Genomic DNA, 18,326 nt, shown 5'->3' with positions numbered 1-18,326 from the left:
GACTTCTCCAATGCGGTAGCGTCGCGCATCTGCTGGCACATGAGTGGCATGCAGGCGATAGGCCGGCATGGGAACTTCGCGAGATATTGGCGGGGAATGCCACATTGACTCAGCCTCGTGCCTGATACCCCCTCGGCCCTTTCGCCGGGGTATTGTCGTTCATGCCAAGAATCTCCAGGGCCGTGCAGTAGCGTTAACAAACTAGTCAACACTGAGATAGAGGCATCTCTACGTGGGGTGTAGCATGAGAGAACGCTAGTTATTGTCTGAGGATGCGCCATGCCTTTTCATGACTACCTTATGCCGCCAGGTAATCTGGGCACTGATAGTGAGTCTCGCCGGTTTTGTGCCCGACTCAATTACACCTTTGTCATGTTTGCGATTGCCGGGCTAGCCTGCTTCCTGCTCTTCGATTACTTCGAGGTGCCGCACGCCTGGCAGCTTTTATGGGCAGGACGCTTCCTATTGATCGGGATCTGTTTGCTGTGTGTTTTCTTGTTGCGACGGAATCCACAGAACCCCGATAGCATCGTGCTGTTCGGGGCGCTAGCGAGCAATCTCTTCTTCTGTTTTGGCGCTGCGATGATTGATAACGTCATCGCGCTGTCGCTTTGGAACCTGAGCTTTGCCACCTGTGTGCTGATTGCCATGCCGGCTTGGCTGGTATGGGGCTGGCGCTATCAGCTCGCCAGTAGTCTGCCCTTGATCGTGTGCTATATCCCCATCTTCACTTGGCTGAGCCCACTGCAATTGACTGATCTGGTCGGGGCGGGCGGTGCCTATCTGATGACGACGCTGTGTATCGCGCCGGCACTTGCGCATGCACGCTCCTCCACGTTTCAGCGCACGGTCATGTTGCGGCTCGCATTGGAAGGACGTAACACTGAACTGAATCGCGTCAATCAGCAGCTGCTGACGCAACAGCATGAGCTCGAGTACCGCGCTAATCATGATCTGCTCACCAGCCTGCCCAATCGTCGCTTTGGCCTCGAATTCTTCGAGCAGGTACTGCTCGACAGCACACGTGCGCGCCGATGCCTGTCGATCCTGTTTGTGGATGTCGATCGCCTCAAGCACGTCAACGATAGCTTTGGGCATGCCGAGGGCGACCATCTGATTCAGCTGGTCGCAGAAGGCGTGGCGCAGGCAGCAGGTGATCAGGGCATGGCCTGTCGTTTGGGCGGTGATGAATTTCTGGTGGTGATGCCAGGGGCCTGTGACATGGCCAGTCAGCAGGCAGCGACTCAGTTGATGCGTCGCTTGCAGGAGCGCCGCCTGCATGAGGGAATCGCCTTTCCGGTCGATATCAGCATCGGGCGTGTAACGCATGATCCCGTGCTGCAGAGCGATGTGGATGTGGATGATCTGATTCATATCGCTGATGACCGCATGTATCGCCAGAAGCGCGCACGTCGCCGCGCGATGGCTGGCCTGAGCAATCGTCAGGCCTGAGCTACCGATATCCTTTGAATGCGCGCCAGCTGTCACCGTGTGTTCATCTGTTTGTTACGTTCATGTCATTAACCCACGTCACGCTGTCTCGGCAAGTTGGCTCTTCCGGCCACACCCGCTGATTCAGAGGTGGTAGAGATGACCGCGCCGCGCTTTCCCTCCCGGGATGACTCCTGCACTGGACCTGCCGCCCTCGGGCAGGTTCGTACCCTGTTCATTTCTGACCTGCATCTTGGCACGCCGGATTGTCAGGCGGCGCTGCTATCCAAGTTGCTGCGGCGCGTTCGCCCTGAGCGGCTCTATCTGGTGGGCGACATCGTGGACCTGCTCGCGATGCGCAAGCGCGCAGTGCTCGACAAGGACCAGCAGGCGCTGGTGGCGCGAGTACTGCGCTTGGCGCGCAGTGGTTGTGAAGTCATCTATATCCCCGGCAATCACGATGCTGCCTTTCGCCGCCTATGTGGCTTGAAGCTGCACAATGTCTCCATCGAGCGCCGCGCGATTCATCTCACTGCCAATGGTCGTCGTCTGTTGGTCTCACATGGCGACGAATTTGATACCCATGTACGCATCGCGCCGTGGTTGCTCACGCTAGGCGATGGCATGCACGGATTTATTCTGTCGCTCAATCGCTGGTGCAATCGTGGCCGCTCACTATTCGGGCTGCCGTACTGGTCGCTTGCCAGTGCGCTCAAGCGTCGCAGTGGTACAGCGCAGCGCTATGTCGCGCAGTTCGAGGAAGCCGCCATGCGTCAGGCACGACTGGAAGGTCTTGACGGTTATGTCGGCGGGCATATTCATCAGGCGGGATTTCGCGTCGAGGATGGTGTGCTCTACTGCAATGATGGCGATTGGGTCGAGCATTGCACTGCGCTGGCGGAAGACGCAGAGGGTGCGCTGCATCTGATTGATTGGCAGGGGCAGATCATGGAAAGCGCCCCGCGGTTCGTGATGTCGCGCCAGGCCGTCGAAGAAAAGTCCATCTCTCCACCTATCGCGACACCGCAGGCTGGCGCTGCACACAAGACTCCCGAGATGGCAGGAGTCTGATGCTTTTTTACGCGCGTTGTCAGGTGGGGTTTCAGGTGAGTCCCTGAACCCCACTCAACTAGCTTGTCAGCTTCTCTAGCCCAGCCCGCTGATCGTCAGCATCCATGAGAGATATAGTGGGATGACCAGCGGGGCGGCCAGTGTAGTCAGCATGACCGCGATCGCACCCTTCGCAGGCTGAATGTTCAACTCGATGGCCAGTACCACGACATTGGCGGCCATCGGTACCACGCCCAGCAGCAGGAAGACCTTGGCCAGTATCGGGTCCAGCGTGAAGAGGCTGCCCAGCAGCATCACGCTACCCAGACTCAGCAGCGGCCACATCACGAAGCGCAGTGCCGTCGCGGACAGGATGAAGCGCGGATCCACCTCGCGCAGACTGACGCCTCCCAGCGTCATGCCGATGATCATCATCCCCAGCACCGTATAGCTGTACTTGAAGTAGTTCAGCCCCTCCAATACCGCTTGAGGCACTGATATGCCCAGCGTGCTGACCAGCAGTGCAGCCAGGAAGGCATAGATCATCGGCAGACGAGCGATCTTGGCAAGACTCTGGCGCATCGAGAACTGGCCGCGTGCACTGACGTAGAAGCCCAGCGTGAATTCATACAGCGTGATGCCGAGCAGGCAGAACAGATACTGGGTGACACCTTCCGGAGGTAACAGCAGCATCGCGACAGGCAACCCGAAGTAGCCGGTATTGCCGGTGCCAGAGGAGAAGGCCAGTAGCGCGGCTTCCTGAGGGGGGAAGAATTTCGCGGCCAACGGACGTACCAGCAGGCAGATGAGACTCGACAACGTGAACAGCGCCAGCGTCAGTTTCAGGTCACTCAGCGAGGGTTCACCGAGTACCAGGCCACGAAAGAATGTCAGCGGGGCGATCACATAGATCAATAGCGTCGCGATGGGGCGCGGGTCGATGGCCAGCCGTCGAGCGCACAGTGCACCGATGACAACGAAGCTGATCAGCATCCAAAGAGGCTGCTGCAGGTCGATATGATCCATCACGCATCCTTGTGAAGTGAGGTTGTTGGCCAGCGTCATCATGCCGTGCGGGATGCGCTGGCGTCATCCACTGAATGCTGTGATGTCACTTGCAGGGCCCGAGATAGAGCCTCTGGATGATAATTCACGTGCTAGCCATCTGTAAGGTTATAAGAAAGAGTTTCCTTATATGAGCGGTATTGATGATGAGGCGAAAAGCTTTCATTGGCCGAGGTTCGTTGCCCAGTTCACAATGCAAGACATGCTGGAGCACGCACACCATGAAGTGTGCGGCGGAAAAAGGTCAATGCTGGACACGACTGACTACAGAGGGCCATGCCATGAGCGCAAGTGAGCATCCATTGGGTATCAGCTTTGAATTCTTTCCCCCGAATACCGAGGTGGGGCACGAGAAGCTGATGGGTGTTCGCGACCGTCTGGCAGCCATCAATCCGACATTCTTTTCCGTGACATATGGTGCCGGCGGTTCTACCCGTGAGCGTACCTTCAATACCGTCAACGCCGTCAGTAATGGAGGGGTTTGCACTGCGCCTCATCTTTCCTGTGTCGGTAGTGATCGCGGGGAGCTACGTGAAATTCTCGGCGAATACCGTGAAAAGGGCGTCAAGCGTCTGGTAGCACTGCGCGGTGACCTGCCTTCCGGGATGGGTGCCCGCAGTGAGCTACGCTATGCCAATGAGCTGGTCGAGTTCGTGCGTGAAGAGACCGGTGATCATTTCGAGATCGCGGTTGCAGCGTATCCGGAATGTCATCCGCAGGCGGAGAATCATCAGCGTGATCTCGAGAACTTCGCTCGCAAGATGGAGGCGGGTGCCAACATCGCCATTACTCAGTACTTCTTCAATGCAGATGCCTACTTCCACTTCGTGGAGCGTGCGCGAGCGATAGGTATCGAGCAGCCTATCATTCCGGGCATCATGCCGATCACCAACTACACCAAGCTGGCGCGTTTCTCTGAGTCCTGCGGTGCGGATATTCCGCGTTGGATCCGCAAGCAGCTCGAGAGCTACGGCGATGACAGCGAGAGCATCCAGCAGTTTGGTACTGAAGTGATTTCCCGCATGAGTGAGCGTCTGTTGGACGGCGGCGCCCCCGGACTGCACTTCTATACGCTCAATCAGGCTGATCCATGCCTCAAGGTACTCAAGAATCTTGGCATCACCAGCGTGTAATTATCCGTTGGGGTGATCTTGAGCGTTGCTCCGAAAAGTCGTTAGTCACACACCCCCCGCCAGCTTCTGGTGGGGGTGTATGCGTTGTGGGGGCGAGTTTATTATATGAGAGGCATTGAACATTGCGCTGTAGGCCCCGAAGTCATAGAGGGGTAACACTGATCACTCATTGCTTCGGCACCCAGTGTCGAGCTTGAATCTCAAGCTCTGGTGTCGTCTCGCGTGCTGGAGAGATTGCTTATGAACATCATGACGACGCAGCGCCCCTTGCTGAAAACATGTGTTGCACTGGCCTTGGGTGCCTGCCTGGCCAGTGGGGCGGCTCAGGCCTCTACCGAGATTGAGATGCACCGTGTGAGTGCCGAAGGAGTCGGTGAGTCCGTGGGGACCATCACGGCCGAGGATACTCAGAGCGGACTGCTACTGACACCGAAGCTGAGTGGGTTGAAGGCAGGTGTTCACGGCTTCCATCTGCATGCCAACGACAGCTGTGCGCCAGCCGAGAAAGACGGGAAAATGGTCGCGGCAGCCTCGGCGGGAGGTCACTTTGATCCCGACAGTACCGAGACACATCAGGGACCCTATGGCGAAGGCCACCTTGGTGATCTACCGGCACTGACCGTCAATGCCGATGGCAGTGTCGACTTGCCGGTATTGGCGCCACGTCTCGAGGAGAGTGATCTTGATGGCCATGCGCTGATGATTCATTCTGGTGGTGACAACTACACCGATACACCCACGCTAGGGGGGGGTGGTGCACGCGAGGCCTGTGGCGTCGTCAAATAGCCCGGCGCTTTCCGTATACGTATCAATCCTACGCTGCCCATGAAAAAGCCCCGCCAATTGGCGGGGCTTTTTCATGGCTGACTGTCAGCGACAGTCGCTGCATTCAGGCATCAGTGGCGCTTGCCGGGGTCGATGATCCTGACCGGCTGAATCTCGCCGACTGCCGGTGCCTCGCGTGGCGCATTGACCCGTGTGGAGATCTCGGCCAGCGTCGGCGGTTCCTCAATGGCTATCTGCTCGAAGAAGTCACAGGACACGCAGTCGCGGTAGCGCATGTCGTTTTGCTCCCAGGTACGCAGGCGATCCATTTCTCCGCAACGCGGGCAAACGGCGCCAGCGATGAAGCGCTTGATGGCAGACATGGAGCCTCCTATTTGGTCAGGTCAGGTCAGTCAGGACAGCATCAGCCAGACAGAGCATTCAATGCGCCATATGATACGCCCCCGACCGATAAAGGTCAGGGGCGTGTGGACGTACTGGCGGATATGGCCTGTTAGATCAGGCCGCCTGCGCGCCGATTCCCGAGTGACGCAGCAGTGCATCCACCTGCGGATCACGGCCACGGAAGGCTCGGAACAGCTCGGCGGCATCACGTGAGCCACCCCGAGCCAGCACTTCCTCGCGGAAGCGCAAACCTGTTGCGGTATCGAATACCGCGCTCTCCTCGAAGGCGCTGAAGGCATCCGCTGACAGCACTTCTGCCCACTTGTAGCTGTAGTAGCCTGCCGCGTAGCCACCGGCAAAGATGTGGCTGAAGCCATTCTGGAAGCGATTGAAGTCGACATGCGGCACTACCGCAACCTTGCTGCGTACTTCGTCGAGCAGTGACTGGACGTCGTTGGCAGAAGGTTTGTCCAGTTCATGGTGCATGCGGAAGTCGAACAGCGAGAACTCCAGCTGGCGGACCATGGTCATCGCGGCCTGGAAGTTACGGGCAGCCTGCAGGCGCTCGAGCATGTCATCTGGCAGGCGTTCGCCGGTATCGACGTGACGTGCAATCAGATCCAGACCCTCACGCTCATAGCAGAAGTTTTCCATGAACTGGCTGGGCAGCTCGACCGCGTCCCAGGCCACGCCATTGATACCGGAGACTTCGGCGACTTCCTGACGGGTCAACATGTGGTGCAGACCGTGGCCGAATTCGTGGAACAGTGTGACCACTTCATCGTGCGTCAGCAGTGCCGGACGATTGCCCACCGGACGGGTGAAGTTGCAGGTCAGGTAGGCGACCGGCAACTGCAGGCTGCCATCTTCACGACGACGACGCACGCGGCACTCGTCCATCCAGGCTCCACCGCGTTTGCCTTCACGCGAGTAGAGATCAAGATAGAAACCAGCGATCGGCGCGTCATCTTCCAGCACCTCGTAATAGCTGACGTCATCGTGCCATACCGAGACGTCGCGCTTGCGGAAGGTGATGCCATAGAGGCGATTGACCACTTCAAACAGCCCTTCGATGGCCTGCGGTGCCGGGAAGTAAGGGCGCAGCTGCTCCTGGTTGATCGCATAGCGCGATTCACGCAGCTTCTCACTGGCAAAACCGACATCCCACGGCTGCAGATCATCGATGCCGAGGCTCTCGGTGGCATACGCGGCCAGCTCGTTGAACTCTTCACGGGCCTGCGGCACCGCACGGGTCGCCAGGTCATCAAGGAAGGCAATGACCTGTGCCGGTGAATCAGCCATCTTGGTGGCCAGTGACAGCGAGGCATAGTCGTCAAAGCCGATCAGGCCGGCCAGCTCCTGACGCAGAGCAAGAATCTCCTCAATGACAGGGCCATTATCATAGTCACCCGCCTGTGGTCCTTTATCGGAGGCGCGGGTCACGAAGGCGGTGTAGACCTCTTCACGCAGCTCGCGATTCTCGGCGTAGCTCAAGACAGGGAAGAAGCTCGGGAAGTCGAGCGTGATGCGATAGCCTTCCAGTCCCTTTGATTCGGCGTTGGCCTTGAGCGCCGACAAGCCGCTTTCCGGTACGCCAACGAGGGCGCTTTCGTCGACATCCTTGTGCCATGCCTGAGTGGCATCCAGCACGTGGTTGGAGAAGGTGTTGGACAGCTCCGACAGACGTGCCTGGATCTCGCCATAACGCTGCTTCTTGTCGTCAGGCAGATCCACACCGGCCAAGCGGAAGTCGCGCAAGCTGTTGGTAATAGCTTTCTGCTGCGCCTCATCGAGTGTCGGGAATTCGCTGCTATCAGCAAGGCGCTGGTAGGCTGCTGCCAGGTCGCTGTTCTGACCGACCCAGGTGGAGTAGGCCGATAGCTTGGCGAGGCAGGCTTGATAGGCTTCACGCAGCTCCGGCGAATTCATGGTCGAGTTGAGGTGCGAAACCGGCGACCACGCCTGACTGAGTCGATCGCCCAGTGCTTCCAACGGTGCAGCAAAGTTATCCCAGCGCGTGTCGTCGCGAGTCGCGTCGATCAGGCGTTCCATTTCCTGCTGGTTATGCTCCAGCAGTTCGCTGATTGCGGGCTCGACGTGCTCGGCCTTCAGACTATCGAAGGGCGGCAGGGTGTTATGTTCCAGCAGGGGATTGATCGACATGCGGTACCTCACACTATTCAGGTGGGCGGCAGCGGGAGGAAGATAAAAGTGCCATGCGCTGGGGCGCATTCGAAAACATGACCACCGTTGCCGCGGGGATACACTGAATGTGAGGCCACAAGGCGCGTTATTCAATCTATCGACGTGATAGGCAGCGTTCGATGACTGATGGCGGGAGTGGTGGAGGAGTGGGCAGAAGATGACCGCTGGCGCCCTGGCGTGAGTCTCGCTCAGTCACCAGCGTCGCATTGGCCCTGGCCCGCGCGGCTGCTATCTTGCAGCCCTTGATGACCGTTACTGGATCACATTTCTTCACCACCGTTCCTTGACCACGAGAGCAGACATGAGCGAAACCACCGAACGCTGGGGCAGCCGCCGGGCCTTCATTCTGGCAGTGACCGGCGCTGCCGTCGGGCTGGGCAACATCTGGCGCTTCCCTTATATGACCGGCGAGAACGGCGGTTCGGCGTTCCTGCTGCTCTACATCGGCTTCGTCGTGTTACTTGGCCTGCCGGTGATGATGGCGGAGATCATGATCGGGCGTGCCGGGCGTCGTGGGCCGATGCAAGCGTTGGCTTATTTGGCGACCGCTGGCGGTAGCTCACCCCACTGGCGTTGGTTGGGGCTATTTGGCGCCATCACCATGTTCTTCATCCTGTCGTTCTATTCGGTAGTGTCGGGCTGGTCGATCGAATATCTGGTGGATTCGCTCAAAGGCGATTTCAGTGGCATGACGCCGCCAGAAGTCGGCGCTGCATTCAATGGCTTCCTTGATGACCCTATCTCGATGACCTTCAATCACACACTGTTCATGCTGATGACCATGAGTGTGGTGGCGGCGGGTATTTCGTCGGGATTGGAGCGCCTCAACAATCTGATGATGCCGATGCTCTACGTGCTGTTACTGGCACTCGCGGGCTATAGCATCAGCACTCCGGGTTTTGTGCCAGCGCTCAGCTGGCTGTTCATGCCCAACCCGGATGCGATCACGCTGGACGTGGTGCTCAATGCAATGGGACATGCCTTCTTCACCCTGGCCGTCGGGGCCTGTGCCCTGATGGCCTATGGTGCTTACATGCCAGAGCGTCAGAGCCTACCGACAGCGGCTGTGGCAGTTGCCGCACTGGATATTGGCGTGGCACTGCTGGCGGGTATCGCTATATTTTCAGCGGTATTCAGCCAGGGCCTGGACCCGGCGTCTGGTCCCGGCCTGATGTTCGTCAGCCTGCCGATCGCCTTTGCCAATCTGCCAGGTGGTGCACTATTGCTGTCACTGTTCTTCCTGTTGTTGTTACTGGCGACCTGGACCAGCTCGATCAATATCGCTGAACCGATTGTCGAGGTGCTGGAGGGCTGGGGAATGGGACGACGTAACGCGGCACTCGTGGTGGGTATCTGTGTGTGGGCGGCGGGGCTGCTGTCCGTGTTGTCGTTTTCTAGCCTCAAAGACGTGCATGTGTTGGGCGAGATGAACTTCTTTGATGTGGTGACGACGATTCCACCGGACTTCTTTCTGCCGGTGGGCGGCCTATTGATCGCCATCTTTGCCGCTTGGGTGATGCCGCAGAATCTGGCCTTGGCGGGATTGGGGACGTCGCGTCACTTCTTCCGCGTATGGCGCGGTGTGCTGCGCTGGGTATCAATTCCGTTGGTGCTGGTCGTGCTGGTCTGGAGCTTTCTCAAATAGCAAGGTATGACGTTTCAGTACACACAAGCTGCCCTCATATCCCGACAGCCGTTCTGCGTGAATTGTCCGTGAACGATGGTGTGGTGACGCGGGCAACGCAGCGCAATGGTCAATGGGATTGGCGCCGAGGGCTTTCTGGCAGTAGTCTGGGCGCCTAAATCAGGAGGTAAGGCATGAGCATTCGATCCTTCAAGGGCTTGACGCCGCGTCTCGGCGAACGGGTTTTCATCGACCCCACCAGTGTGGTGTTAGGCGATGTTGCCCTCGGCGATGACAGCTCGGTATGGCCGCTGGTCGTGATTCGTGGCGACATGCACCGTATCCGTATTGGCGCGCGTACCAGCGTGCAAGACGGCTCGGTGCTGCATATCACTCACGCCAGCGACTTCAATCCCGGCGGCTATCCGCTGGAAATTGGCGATGACGTGACCATCGGTCACAAGGCTGTGTTGCACGGCTGTACCATCCACGATCGTGTGCTTATCGGCATGGGCGCTATCGTGATGGATGGTGTGGTGGTGGAAGATGAAGTCATCATCGCGGCGGGTGCATTGGTGCCGCCGGGCAAGCGTCTGGAAAGTGGGCATGTCTATGCCGGCAATCCCGCGCGGGCATTGCGCCCCATCAAGGATAGTGAGCGTGAATTCTTCGCCTATTCGGCGGTGAACTACGTCAAGCTGAAGGATCAGCATCTGGCCGAGGACTATGCCGAGTAGTCTGTGATCTGAGGTTCTGGCGCTAGCCCCCATACCTCGCCGGATATGTTGTCAGACACATGAACACACACTCCCCTGTTGGCTCACGCTGGCGGGGGAGTGTGCGTTTTGGCGTCCTGACAGAGCACGGTAGGGAGACGATATGCACGATCTTCATACCGAATCCCATACAAGCCATTGTTTTTCATGAAATGCCTGCGTCATAATCTGGACATATATCCAGTAGTCATAAGTGGCGACTGGTCCAGTAACCTTGGCGAGGGCTCGCGACCCGTATCTCATGGCCAATTTTCGTACCCATATTACCGTTGCTGCCTTTGCTGGCGGCATCGTGGCGGCTGTCGGTTGGCAGGGCGGTCTCTGGTCGCTGGTTGATGGTATCCCCTTGGCCGGCCTGACCACCTTCGGCGGCATTCTGCCGGACATTGATTCCGATAACTCACGCGCTATCCGTATTCTGTTCACCTTGTTTGCGGTACTGGCGACCATGGCCTGTGTACTGCTGCTGCAAGACCGACTGTTGGCCGGCCCGCTGCTGATGGCGGGCGGTGGTACCTACATGGGTGTGCGCTATGTCGCCAGTGCGATCTTCAAGCGCTTTACCGTTCACCGTGGCATCTGGCATTCACTGCTGGCCTCGTTGCTGTGTGCGCTTGGCGTCACGGCAGCCAGTTTACAGGTACTCGGGCAGAGTGAAGAGCAAGCCTGGTGGCAAGGGGCGGCGCTGCTGTTCGGCGCGATGATCCACCTGCTACTCGATGAGATGTACAGCGTCGACATGGTGGGGGCTCGTCTCAAGAAGAGCTTTGGTACCGCCTTCAAGTTGTTCGACTATCGTCAGCCCGGCAATTCGCTGGCAATGGTGGTGGTGATCGGTGCGATGAGTCCGTGGTTGCCACCCTTGCAGGTACTGGTGAATATTCTGCACTTGCAAGGGCCGCTCTCCGTTTTTGGAGCGGGCTTGTCGCGCCTGATGGCCGGGGTCTGAAACGTGGGAGTGTCAGCATCCGGGCTTGAACGCCGTGATGAATACCCCCTTCAGATGCGATAAGACTCGGCGCTCAGCCCATGCTTCTTTAGCTTGTCGTAGAGGGTCTTGCGCGGCAGTCCCAAATGCTCGCAGACCAGCACGACCTGGCCCTGACAGGCGGCCAGCGCCTCGCGAATCAGCGTGGCTTCGAAGGCCTCCATGCGCGCCGGAAGCGTCAATCCTGTCGTTGCATTGCCAACGACATTCTCCACAGAGCCACCGGCTTGCTCGCCGGGCTTTTCTGATGGCCCGGATAGTGCGCGTCCTTCCGCCATGCTGTCACCGATATTGCCCTCCAGCCCGCCCAGCAGTACATGCCGCTCGGCACAGTTGCGCAATTCGCGCACATTGCCCGGCCAGTCGTGACTCAATAGCGCCTGTAGAGTCGTCGCATCGAGGGGGGGTACCTCAAGACTTGTGCGTTCGCTGGCAAGAATCGCGAAGTGGCGGAACAGTTGCAGGATATCTTCAGCATGCTCGCGCAAGGGCGGTAGATAGAGTGTGACGACATTCAGGCGATAGTAGAGATCTTCGCGGAACTCGCCCGCACTGGCGGCCTCACGCAGATCGCGCTTGGTCGCGGCGATGACGCGGATGTTTATCGGGTGTGAGGTATTGCTGCCGAGTCGTTCAATACTGCGCTCCTGCAACACCCGCAGCAGCTTGATTTGCAGCGATAGCGGCATTGACTCGATCTCATCGAGAAAAAGCGTGCCTCCGTCGGCGTGTTCCAACTTGCCGATGCGCTGCACGCTGGCGCCGGTAAAGGCCCCTTTCTCATGGCCGAATAGCTCTGATTCGATCAGCGTCTCTGGCATGCCACCACAGTTGAGGGCCACGAAGGGTTTGCTGGCGCGTGCGCTGCGCTCATGCAGGCAGCGAGCGACGCGGTCCTTGCCGGCGCCTGTCTCGCCAAACAGCAGGGTATCGGCATCCACGCGTGCCAAGCGTGATACCTGAGCATCCAACCGCTGAATCACTTCACTGCTACCCACCAGGCGTGGGCCAGCGCTATTGCGCTGAGTTTCCAGTTGCGCACGTAGCGAGCGATTTTCCAGCGCCAGCCTTCGCGCCGCCACAGCACGGCGCACGCCGTCCAATAGCCGCTCACGATCGAACGGCTTCTCGATGAAGTCCCAGGCACCTGCCTGCATGGCAGACACTGCCGTATCGATGTCTCCGTGGCCGGTCATCACGATCACCGGTAGCTCGTCATCCAGCTCACGGGCGGCGCGTAAAAGACTCAGGCCATCCATGCCCGGCATACGAACATCGGTAATCACCACGCCATAAAAGGGCGTCTCGCGGCGGAGCAACTCGAGCGCCTGTTCCGCACTCGCCAGTGGCAGGGTGGTGTAGTCAGCCAGCATCAGGCTCTGACTCAGACTGTCGCGTAGCGCGGGCTCGTCATCAATCACCAGCACCTGCATGACGGCGGATGAGGTCGCAGTATCGTTGGCATGCTCAGGTGATGAGGTCACGTCGGCTCCCGGGATATGTTGGAAAAGTCAGGTGGCATCTGTGCGGTGGTATTGGCCTGTAGAGCGGGCAGTGTCAGCCGAAACAGTGCGCCACCCAGCGGAGAGGGGTGTGCCTCGAGCGTACCGCCGAGATCACTGACAATGCGGGCGCTGATCGATAGCCCGAGTCCGAGCCCTTGGCCGTCGGCGCGCTGGGTATAGAAGGGCTCGAAGACGCGTGCCAGTTGCGCTGGCGCGAGTCCGGGGCCGTTGTCATGCACTTCCAGTATGACAATGGCCTTGGCGTCGATCGTCGTCTCACGCAATTCCACCTGAATGCAGGGCGGTCGCGAGTGCTCCGCTATCGGGCTTGCCAGGGCATCCAGCGCATTGCCCAGCAGATTGACCAGCACCTGCTCCAGACGCACCGGTTCGGCGCGCACCTGGAATGAGGCACCAGGCTGTTCGTTGTCATGCTGCCCATCGCCAAGCTGTTCGACGGCAGGATCAGGGTCACGCGAGATGGCGACACCCTGCTGCTCGCTGCGCACATGCAGTAGCCGCAGGGCATAGTCGAGACTGGTGGCGAGATCGACCGGCTCGAGGCGGTTACCGCTCTTGCGTGAGAACTGTCGCAGCTGAGCGCTGATCTCGCCCATGCGCTGCGTCAGCTCGGTAATCAGCGTCAGATTGGCATCGACGTGTTGATGTTGGCCACGAGCGAGAAAGGCACTGGCGTTCTCGGCATAGGCTCGGATGGCCGCCAGCGGCTGATTGAGTTCGTGGTTGATGCCTGCGGCCAGCTCACCCAGTACGGCCAGCTTGGCGGTCTGGATCAATTCATCACGTGTGGCGCGCAATTCGCGTTCCGCTCGCGTGCGCTCTTCGACTTCACCGCTCAGGCGGGCGTTGCTGGCGGCGAGATCCCGGGTCCGCTCGACCACTCGTTGCTCGAAGGCATCGCGGGCCTGGGCAAGCGCTTCGGCCTGCGCGCGGCGCTCGCTGACATCAAATACCGTGACGAGCCAGCGTGGCCCGTTGGGGCTGGGCAGCGGTGAGCAGGACAGTTCCAGCGGTACAGCGACGCCAGCGCGCAGTCCGTGGAGTTCCAGCGGCCCAACTGAATGAGCGCTGGTCAGGCGATTGAGCTGATGGCGTTCGGCTGGCAGAAACAACTCGCGCAGGTCACGTCCTTCGCGTGCGCTGGGCGTGGGGCGGTTTTGGTTTGTAGTTTCATGATTTGTAGTTTCATGGCCTGCTGTCTCTTGAGCTGCTGCTTCTGGCATCGCACTCAGTGGCGTACCAAACAGCGCCTCGGCGGTGGGGTTGAGATATACCAGTCGCGTGTGTTCATCGAGGATGCACAGGCCTGCTTGAGTCCGATCGATGATGCCTCGTACGCGCTGCTGGCCGGCGGCGAGATTCAAGCGTTCGCGTTCGGCGAACAATCGACGCTCGCGCAGGATGCGCAGTCGCTGCCAGCCAAGCCCACCGAGCAGACACAGCAAGGCATAGACACCGGCAGCCAATCCCGCAGCTTGCCAGATGCCGGCGCGTAGCGGGGCGAGAGGCTTGAGAACATGCAGGCGCCAGCCGATATCAGGTAGCGGGCGTGACAAACTCAATCTGGCATGCTGCCAGAGATCGCCAGGCGTGAACTGGATCAGTTCGACAGGGCTGTCGTAGTCGTTGCCGCTCACTGAAGTGGAAAGTCCTGATGATTCAGTGATCAGAGGCAATATCTCACGATGATGAAGACGTAGCGGGCGTAGCCGCTGATTGGCATAACGCTGGGTATCCAGCAGCCGGTTGCGCGTCGCCTCATCGAGTGGTTCAAGCGTGCGCAGCACCATCTCTGGATGGCTGGCGATGAAGATGACGCCGTGAGGGTCCGTGACCATGATATCGGCATTCTGCTCCAACCAACCGGCTTCGAGATCCGCGATCAATACCTTGACCACGACAACACCGTGGCGGCCAGCAGGGCTGGTGACGGCGGCACTGAAGAAATAGCCGCGCTCGCCGGAGCTGGTGCCCAGACCATAGAAACGCCCTTCGCCGCCGCCGATGGCATCCTGCCAATAAGGACGAAAGCGATAGTTCTGGCCAATGAAGGTCGAGGCTGAGCGCCAGTTGCTGGCAGCAATGGTGGTGCCGTCATCATCCACCAGATAGAGGTCTGACACGCCGGCCAGTGCGCGCATGCGATCCAGCCGCTGATTGAGTGCGACCTCGGCGCTGGGGTCATCCGAATGGTCGAGAAAGGCACGCAGCTGGTTATTCTCGGCGACCAATCGTGGCAAGTAGGCATGTCGGCTCAACTGGCCGCGCAGGCTGGCGGCTGTCAGGCGTAGCTCGTTATCGGCTTCGTGAGTCAGACGCTCAAGGCCCTGGCTTCGCGCGACGCTGACCGCCTGCCACACACACAGCATCAGCCCGAGCGGCAGGATGACTGCCAGTACAAGGCGCCAGAGGTGCGGCAGACGTGTGGCTTTCATGAGCGGTCCGGCATGGCCTGAGCGCGCCGTAGCGCACGTTGAGCACGGGTTTCGGCGCGCTCCAGTTCCAGTAGAGAATCCTCGACGAATACCAGGTGTTCGTGTGCCGCGTTGCGTGCATCTTCGGGGCGACCTTCCATGATGGCCTCGAACAATGCGCGGTGCTGTTGAATCAGGCGCGGGCGTGATTCCGGTTTCTCGAACAGATGACGCAGGTTGGCCACGATGCTCTTTTCCAGCAATTGGAACAGGCTGCGCATCGAGTGCAGTAGCACCACGTTGTGAGCGGCTTCGGCGATCGCGAGATGAAAGGCCGCATCGGCGCCTGCCTCACGCTCGGGATCACGTCCTTCGAAGCTGCGCTCCAGTGCCTCGAAGCGCTGCCGCAGCATCTCCTTGTCTGCCGGAGTGGAGCGCAGGGCAGCGTAGTAGGCGCTGATGCCTTCCAGTGCGTCACGAAACTCCAGCAAGTCGAGATTGAATTCACCATGCCGACCGAGCAATTCACTGAGTGGATCAGACCAGGCGCGCGACAGGGCCTCGGAGACGTAGGTGCCGCCTCCCTGACGCGAGGTGAGCAGGCCGCGTGCCGCCAGTTTCTGAATCGCTTCACGTACCGATGGACGTGATACCGCGAATTGTTCGGCGAGCGTGCGCTCGGGAGGCAGTCGCTCACCTGGCTTCAGGCTGCCTTCGATGATCATGCTCTCGAGGCGCTCGGTCAGTACGTCGGCAATGCGGGGCTGACGAACAGGGGCATAACGCATGGGGTTGTCCTTGCTGCGAGGTTGATGCGCGCTCTTGATCCAGCAGTGCGTATGAGGACGCCGCCGATAGGCACTTTTTCAACAAGTGTGTCGTGTGCACGGCAGGCCACAAAGCCAGACATTGGTCTTGCCAATATGTCTGACAACCGTGCGCCGCATGAGGAAATACACAAGAAAAAAAATTGGTAAGACCAATTATCAATCATCGATAAGCTTTGACCAATGTCTATTACATATACGCTTCATGGGGTTTGACCCACCCATGAGTGAGGCCTAGATTATGGCGAAGCGTAGAAAGGTAAATTGGTAAGACCAATTATCGCATGCGAGATACCTATCGACCCCGGGAACGCCAAACCCTCGGTACTCGTCATCACTGCGCCAGGATAACAAATCAAAACAATACGCCTGTGGAGTCCCCGTCATGTCTGAGCCCCTTCTGGCCTTGCTGGCCTTTACCCCCATTCTGCTGGCGGGCGTACTGCTCGTCGGCCTGCACTGGCCTGCGCGACGCGCCATGCCTCTGGTCTTTCTGGTCACTGCGGTCATCGGCTACTTCGTGTGGCACATGTCGCTGACACGTATCGTGGCCTCTACGCTGCAAGGCCTTCTGGTGACGGTCTCGGTGCTGTGGATCATCTTCGGTGCCATCTTCCTTCTCAACACCCTCAAGCATTCCGGGGCGATCGCGGTGATTCGTGGCGCCTTCACCACCATCAGCCCAGACCGACGCGTGCAGGCGATCATCATTGCCTGGCTGTTCGGTAGCTTCATCGAGGGGGCGTCGGGCTTTGGTACGCCGGCGGCGATTGCTGCGCCTCTGTTGGTGGCGATCGGCTTCCCTGCATTGGGGGCGGTGATGGTCGGCATGATGATCCAGTCGACGCCGGTCTCGTTTGGCGCAGTGGGTACGCCCATCGTGATTGGCGTGAATGCGGGCCTGGACAAGGCTGGCCTGAGCGAGCAGCTGTTGGCCCATCACTCCAGCTGGGATGTCTTCTTGCAGTTGATCACCTCCGAGGTGGCGATCGTGCATGGGATCGTCGGCTTGCTGATGCCTCTCTTCATGACGGTGATGATGACGCGCTTCTTCGGAGCCAACAAAAGCTGGACCGAAGGACTCTCGATTACACCCTTTGCACTGTTTGCAGGCCTTTGCTTCACGCTCCCCTATGTGGCCGCTGGCGTGTTTCTCGGCCCGGAATTCCCCTCGCTGATCGGGGCGCTGGTCGGGTTGATCATCGTGGTGCCCGCAGCGCGTGCAGGCTTCCTGCTGCCGAAAGACCGCTGGGACTTCCCGCCCGAGGCCCAATGGCCTACGCATTGGTTGGGTGACCTCAAGCTGGAGCGTGATGATGTCGAAGTGGCCGCCGCAGGCCAGCGTCGCCTACCGCTGTGGTTGGCATGGCTGCCATACGGTTTGATCGCACTGCTGCTGGTGGCATCGCGAGTATCGACTGACTTCAAGGCGTTGCTGGTCAGCCTGCAGTTCAGCGCCACGGACTTGCTGGGCGCGAGTGGTATATCCGGTTCGGTGCAACCGCTGTATCTGCCAGGCGGCATCATGGTGTTCGTGGCGCTTCTCACGCTGGTACTGCATCGCATGCGGGGGCGGCAGCTGGTGGCCGCGGCCAGTGAGTCATGGCGTACGCTGCTCGGCGCCGGTTTCGTGCTGATCTTCACCATTCCCATGGTGCGCATCCTGATCAACTCCGGGGTCAATCTGAACGACCTGGTCTCCATGCCGGTGATGATGGCCAATGTCGTCTCTGATGGGCTAGGGCAGGTATATCCGCTGTTCGCGTCCACCATCGGAGCATTGGGTGCCTTCATTGCCGGCTCCAACACTGTCTCGAACATGATGCTGTCGCAGTTCCAGTTCAACGTCGCGACGCAGCTCGGGTTGTCGGGGGCACTGATGGTGGCGCTGCAGGCAGTAGGTGCTGCGGCAGGCAACATGATTGCCATCCATAATGTCGTGGCGGCATCGGCCACCGTTGGCCTGCTTGGGCGCGAAGGACAGACGCTGCGCATGACCGCCATTCCGACAGCCTACTATCTACTTGCCTCAGGTGTACTGGGGATGCTGGCGTTCCACTTGCTGGGCCTGACGGATCCACTTTTGCCATGAGTGCCACGTACTGCGCCTGATACCC

General features: G+C 59.3%; 14 protein-coding genes. 8 read left to right on the top strand and 6 right to left on the bottom strand.

Features of this window, described 5'->3' with window-relative positions:
* Positions 1-279 precede the first annotated feature (279 nt).
* Together GQR90_RS16935 and GQR90_RS16930 are read left to right on the top strand one after the other, a co-directional pair.
* A complete protein-coding gene (locus GQR90_RS16935) occupies positions 280-1,452 on the top strand; it encodes a GGDEF domain-containing protein (protein ID WP_158775092.1) in 1,173 nt (390 codons plus the stop codon).
* A 138-nt stretch (positions 1,453-1,590) separates the two neighbouring features.
* On the top strand, positions 1,591-2,502 hold the full coding sequence (locus tag GQR90_RS16930; protein WP_158775091.1) for a UDP-2,3-diacylglucosamine diphosphatase: 912 nt from the start codon (positions 1,591-1,593) through the stop codon (positions 2,500-2,502).
* Positions 2,503-2,577: 75 nt separating this feature from the next.
* Here the strand turns inward: GQR90_RS16930 and GQR90_RS16925 are convergent, their stop codons facing one another.
* A complete protein-coding gene (locus tag GQR90_RS16925) occupies positions 2,578-3,507 on the bottom strand; it encodes an AEC family transporter (RefSeq protein ID WP_158775090.1) in 930 nt (309 codons plus the stop codon).
* Between the two features lie 320 nt (positions 3,508-3,827).
* Here GQR90_RS16925 and metF point away from each other — a divergent pair, with 320 nt between their 5' ends.
* Both metF and sodC read left to right on the top strand, forming a co-directional pair.
* Positions 3,828-4,679 carry a methylenetetrahydrofolate reductase [NAD(P)H] gene (gene metF, locus GQR90_RS16920; RefSeq protein WP_158775089.1) on the top strand — a complete coding sequence of 284 codons (852 nt, stop codon included), beginning with the start codon at positions 3,828-3,830 and terminating at the stop codon, positions 4,677-4,679.
* A gap of 240 nt (positions 4,680-4,919) precedes the next feature.
* Positions 4,920-5,465, top strand: a complete 546-nt coding sequence (gene sodC / locus GQR90_RS16915; protein WP_442778529.1) for a superoxide dismutase [Cu-Zn] SodC — start codon at positions 4,920-4,922, stop codon at positions 5,463-5,465.
* A gap of 110 nt (positions 5,466-5,575) precedes the next feature.
* Here sodC and GQR90_RS16910 read toward each other — a convergent pair whose 3' ends face one another.
* Positions 5,576-5,827, bottom strand: a complete 252-nt coding sequence (locus GQR90_RS16910) for a YheV family putative zinc ribbon protein (protein WP_158775088.1) — start codon at positions 5,825-5,827, stop codon at positions 5,576-5,578.
* 136 nt (positions 5,828-5,963) lie between these two features.
* Complete coding sequence (prlC, locus tag GQR90_RS16905; RefSeq protein ID WP_158775087.1) at positions 5,964-8,012, bottom strand: oligopeptidase A; 2,049 nt, start codon at positions 8,010-8,012, stop codon at positions 5,964-5,966.
* 343 nt (positions 8,013-8,355) lie between these two features.
* On the opposite strand from prlC, the gene GQR90_RS16900 reads away from it, so the two are divergent.
* The 3 genes from GQR90_RS16900 to GQR90_RS16890 all read left to right on the top strand — a co-directional run bounded on the left by GQR90_RS16900 (position 8,356) and on the right by GQR90_RS16890 (position 11,403).
* Positions 8,356-9,699 (top strand): sodium-dependent transporter, encoded by a 1,344-nt coding sequence (locus tag GQR90_RS16900; RefSeq protein ID WP_158775086.1) that lies wholly within the window; start codon positions 8,356-8,358, stop codon positions 9,697-9,699.
* Between the two features lie 173 nt (positions 9,700-9,872).
* Positions 9,873-10,415, top strand: a complete 543-nt coding sequence (locus GQR90_RS16895) for a gamma carbonic anhydrase family protein (protein WP_158775085.1) — start codon at positions 9,873-9,875, stop codon at positions 10,413-10,415.
* Between the two features lie 280 nt (positions 10,416-10,695).
* Positions 10,696-11,403, top strand: coding sequence for a metal-dependent hydrolase (locus GQR90_RS16890; RefSeq protein WP_158775084.1), 708 nt, complete (start codon positions 10,696-10,698; stop codon positions 11,401-11,403).
* 50 nt (positions 11,404-11,453) lie between these two features.
* Here the strand turns inward: GQR90_RS16890 and GQR90_RS16885 are convergent, their stop codons facing one another.
* From GQR90_RS16885 to GQR90_RS16875, 3 genes are read right to left on the bottom strand one after another with little or no spacing between them, the layout of a single operon-like run.
* Positions 11,454-12,875 (bottom strand): sigma-54-dependent transcriptional regulator, encoded by a 1,422-nt coding sequence (locus GQR90_RS16885; protein WP_158775638.1) that lies wholly within the window; start codon positions 12,873-12,875, stop codon positions 11,454-11,456.
* Between the two features lie 47 nt (positions 12,876-12,922).
* The gene (locus tag GQR90_RS16880) at positions 12,923-15,403 is read right to left on the bottom strand and encodes an ATP-binding protein (protein ID WP_158775083.1); all 2,481 of its coding nucleotides are present in this window, start codon (positions 15,401-15,403) and stop codon (positions 12,923-12,925) included.
* On the bottom strand, positions 15,400-16,170 hold the full coding sequence (locus GQR90_RS16875; protein ID WP_158775082.1) for an FCD domain-containing protein: 771 nt from the start codon (positions 16,168-16,170) through the stop codon (positions 15,400-15,402). The genes GQR90_RS16880 and GQR90_RS16875 overlap by 4 nt, the downstream gene beginning before the upstream one ends.
* Before the next feature lie 424 nt (positions 16,171-16,594).
* Here GQR90_RS16875 and GQR90_RS16870 point away from each other — a divergent pair, with 424 nt between their 5' ends.
* Positions 16,595-18,301 carry an L-lactate permease gene (locus tag GQR90_RS16870; protein ID WP_158775081.1) on the top strand — a complete coding sequence of 569 codons (1,707 nt, stop codon included), beginning with the start codon at positions 16,595-16,597 and terminating at the stop codon, positions 18,299-18,301.
* The last annotated feature ends 25 nt before the right edge of the window (positions 18,302-18,326 follow it).

The organism is Cobetia sp. L2A1, assembly GCF_009796845.1.
GTDB lineage: Bacteria > Pseudomonadota > Gammaproteobacteria > Pseudomonadales > Halomonadaceae > Cobetia.
Note: the sequence above shows the minus strand (reverse complement) of the source record. Positions and strands in the feature narration are given on the sequence as shown.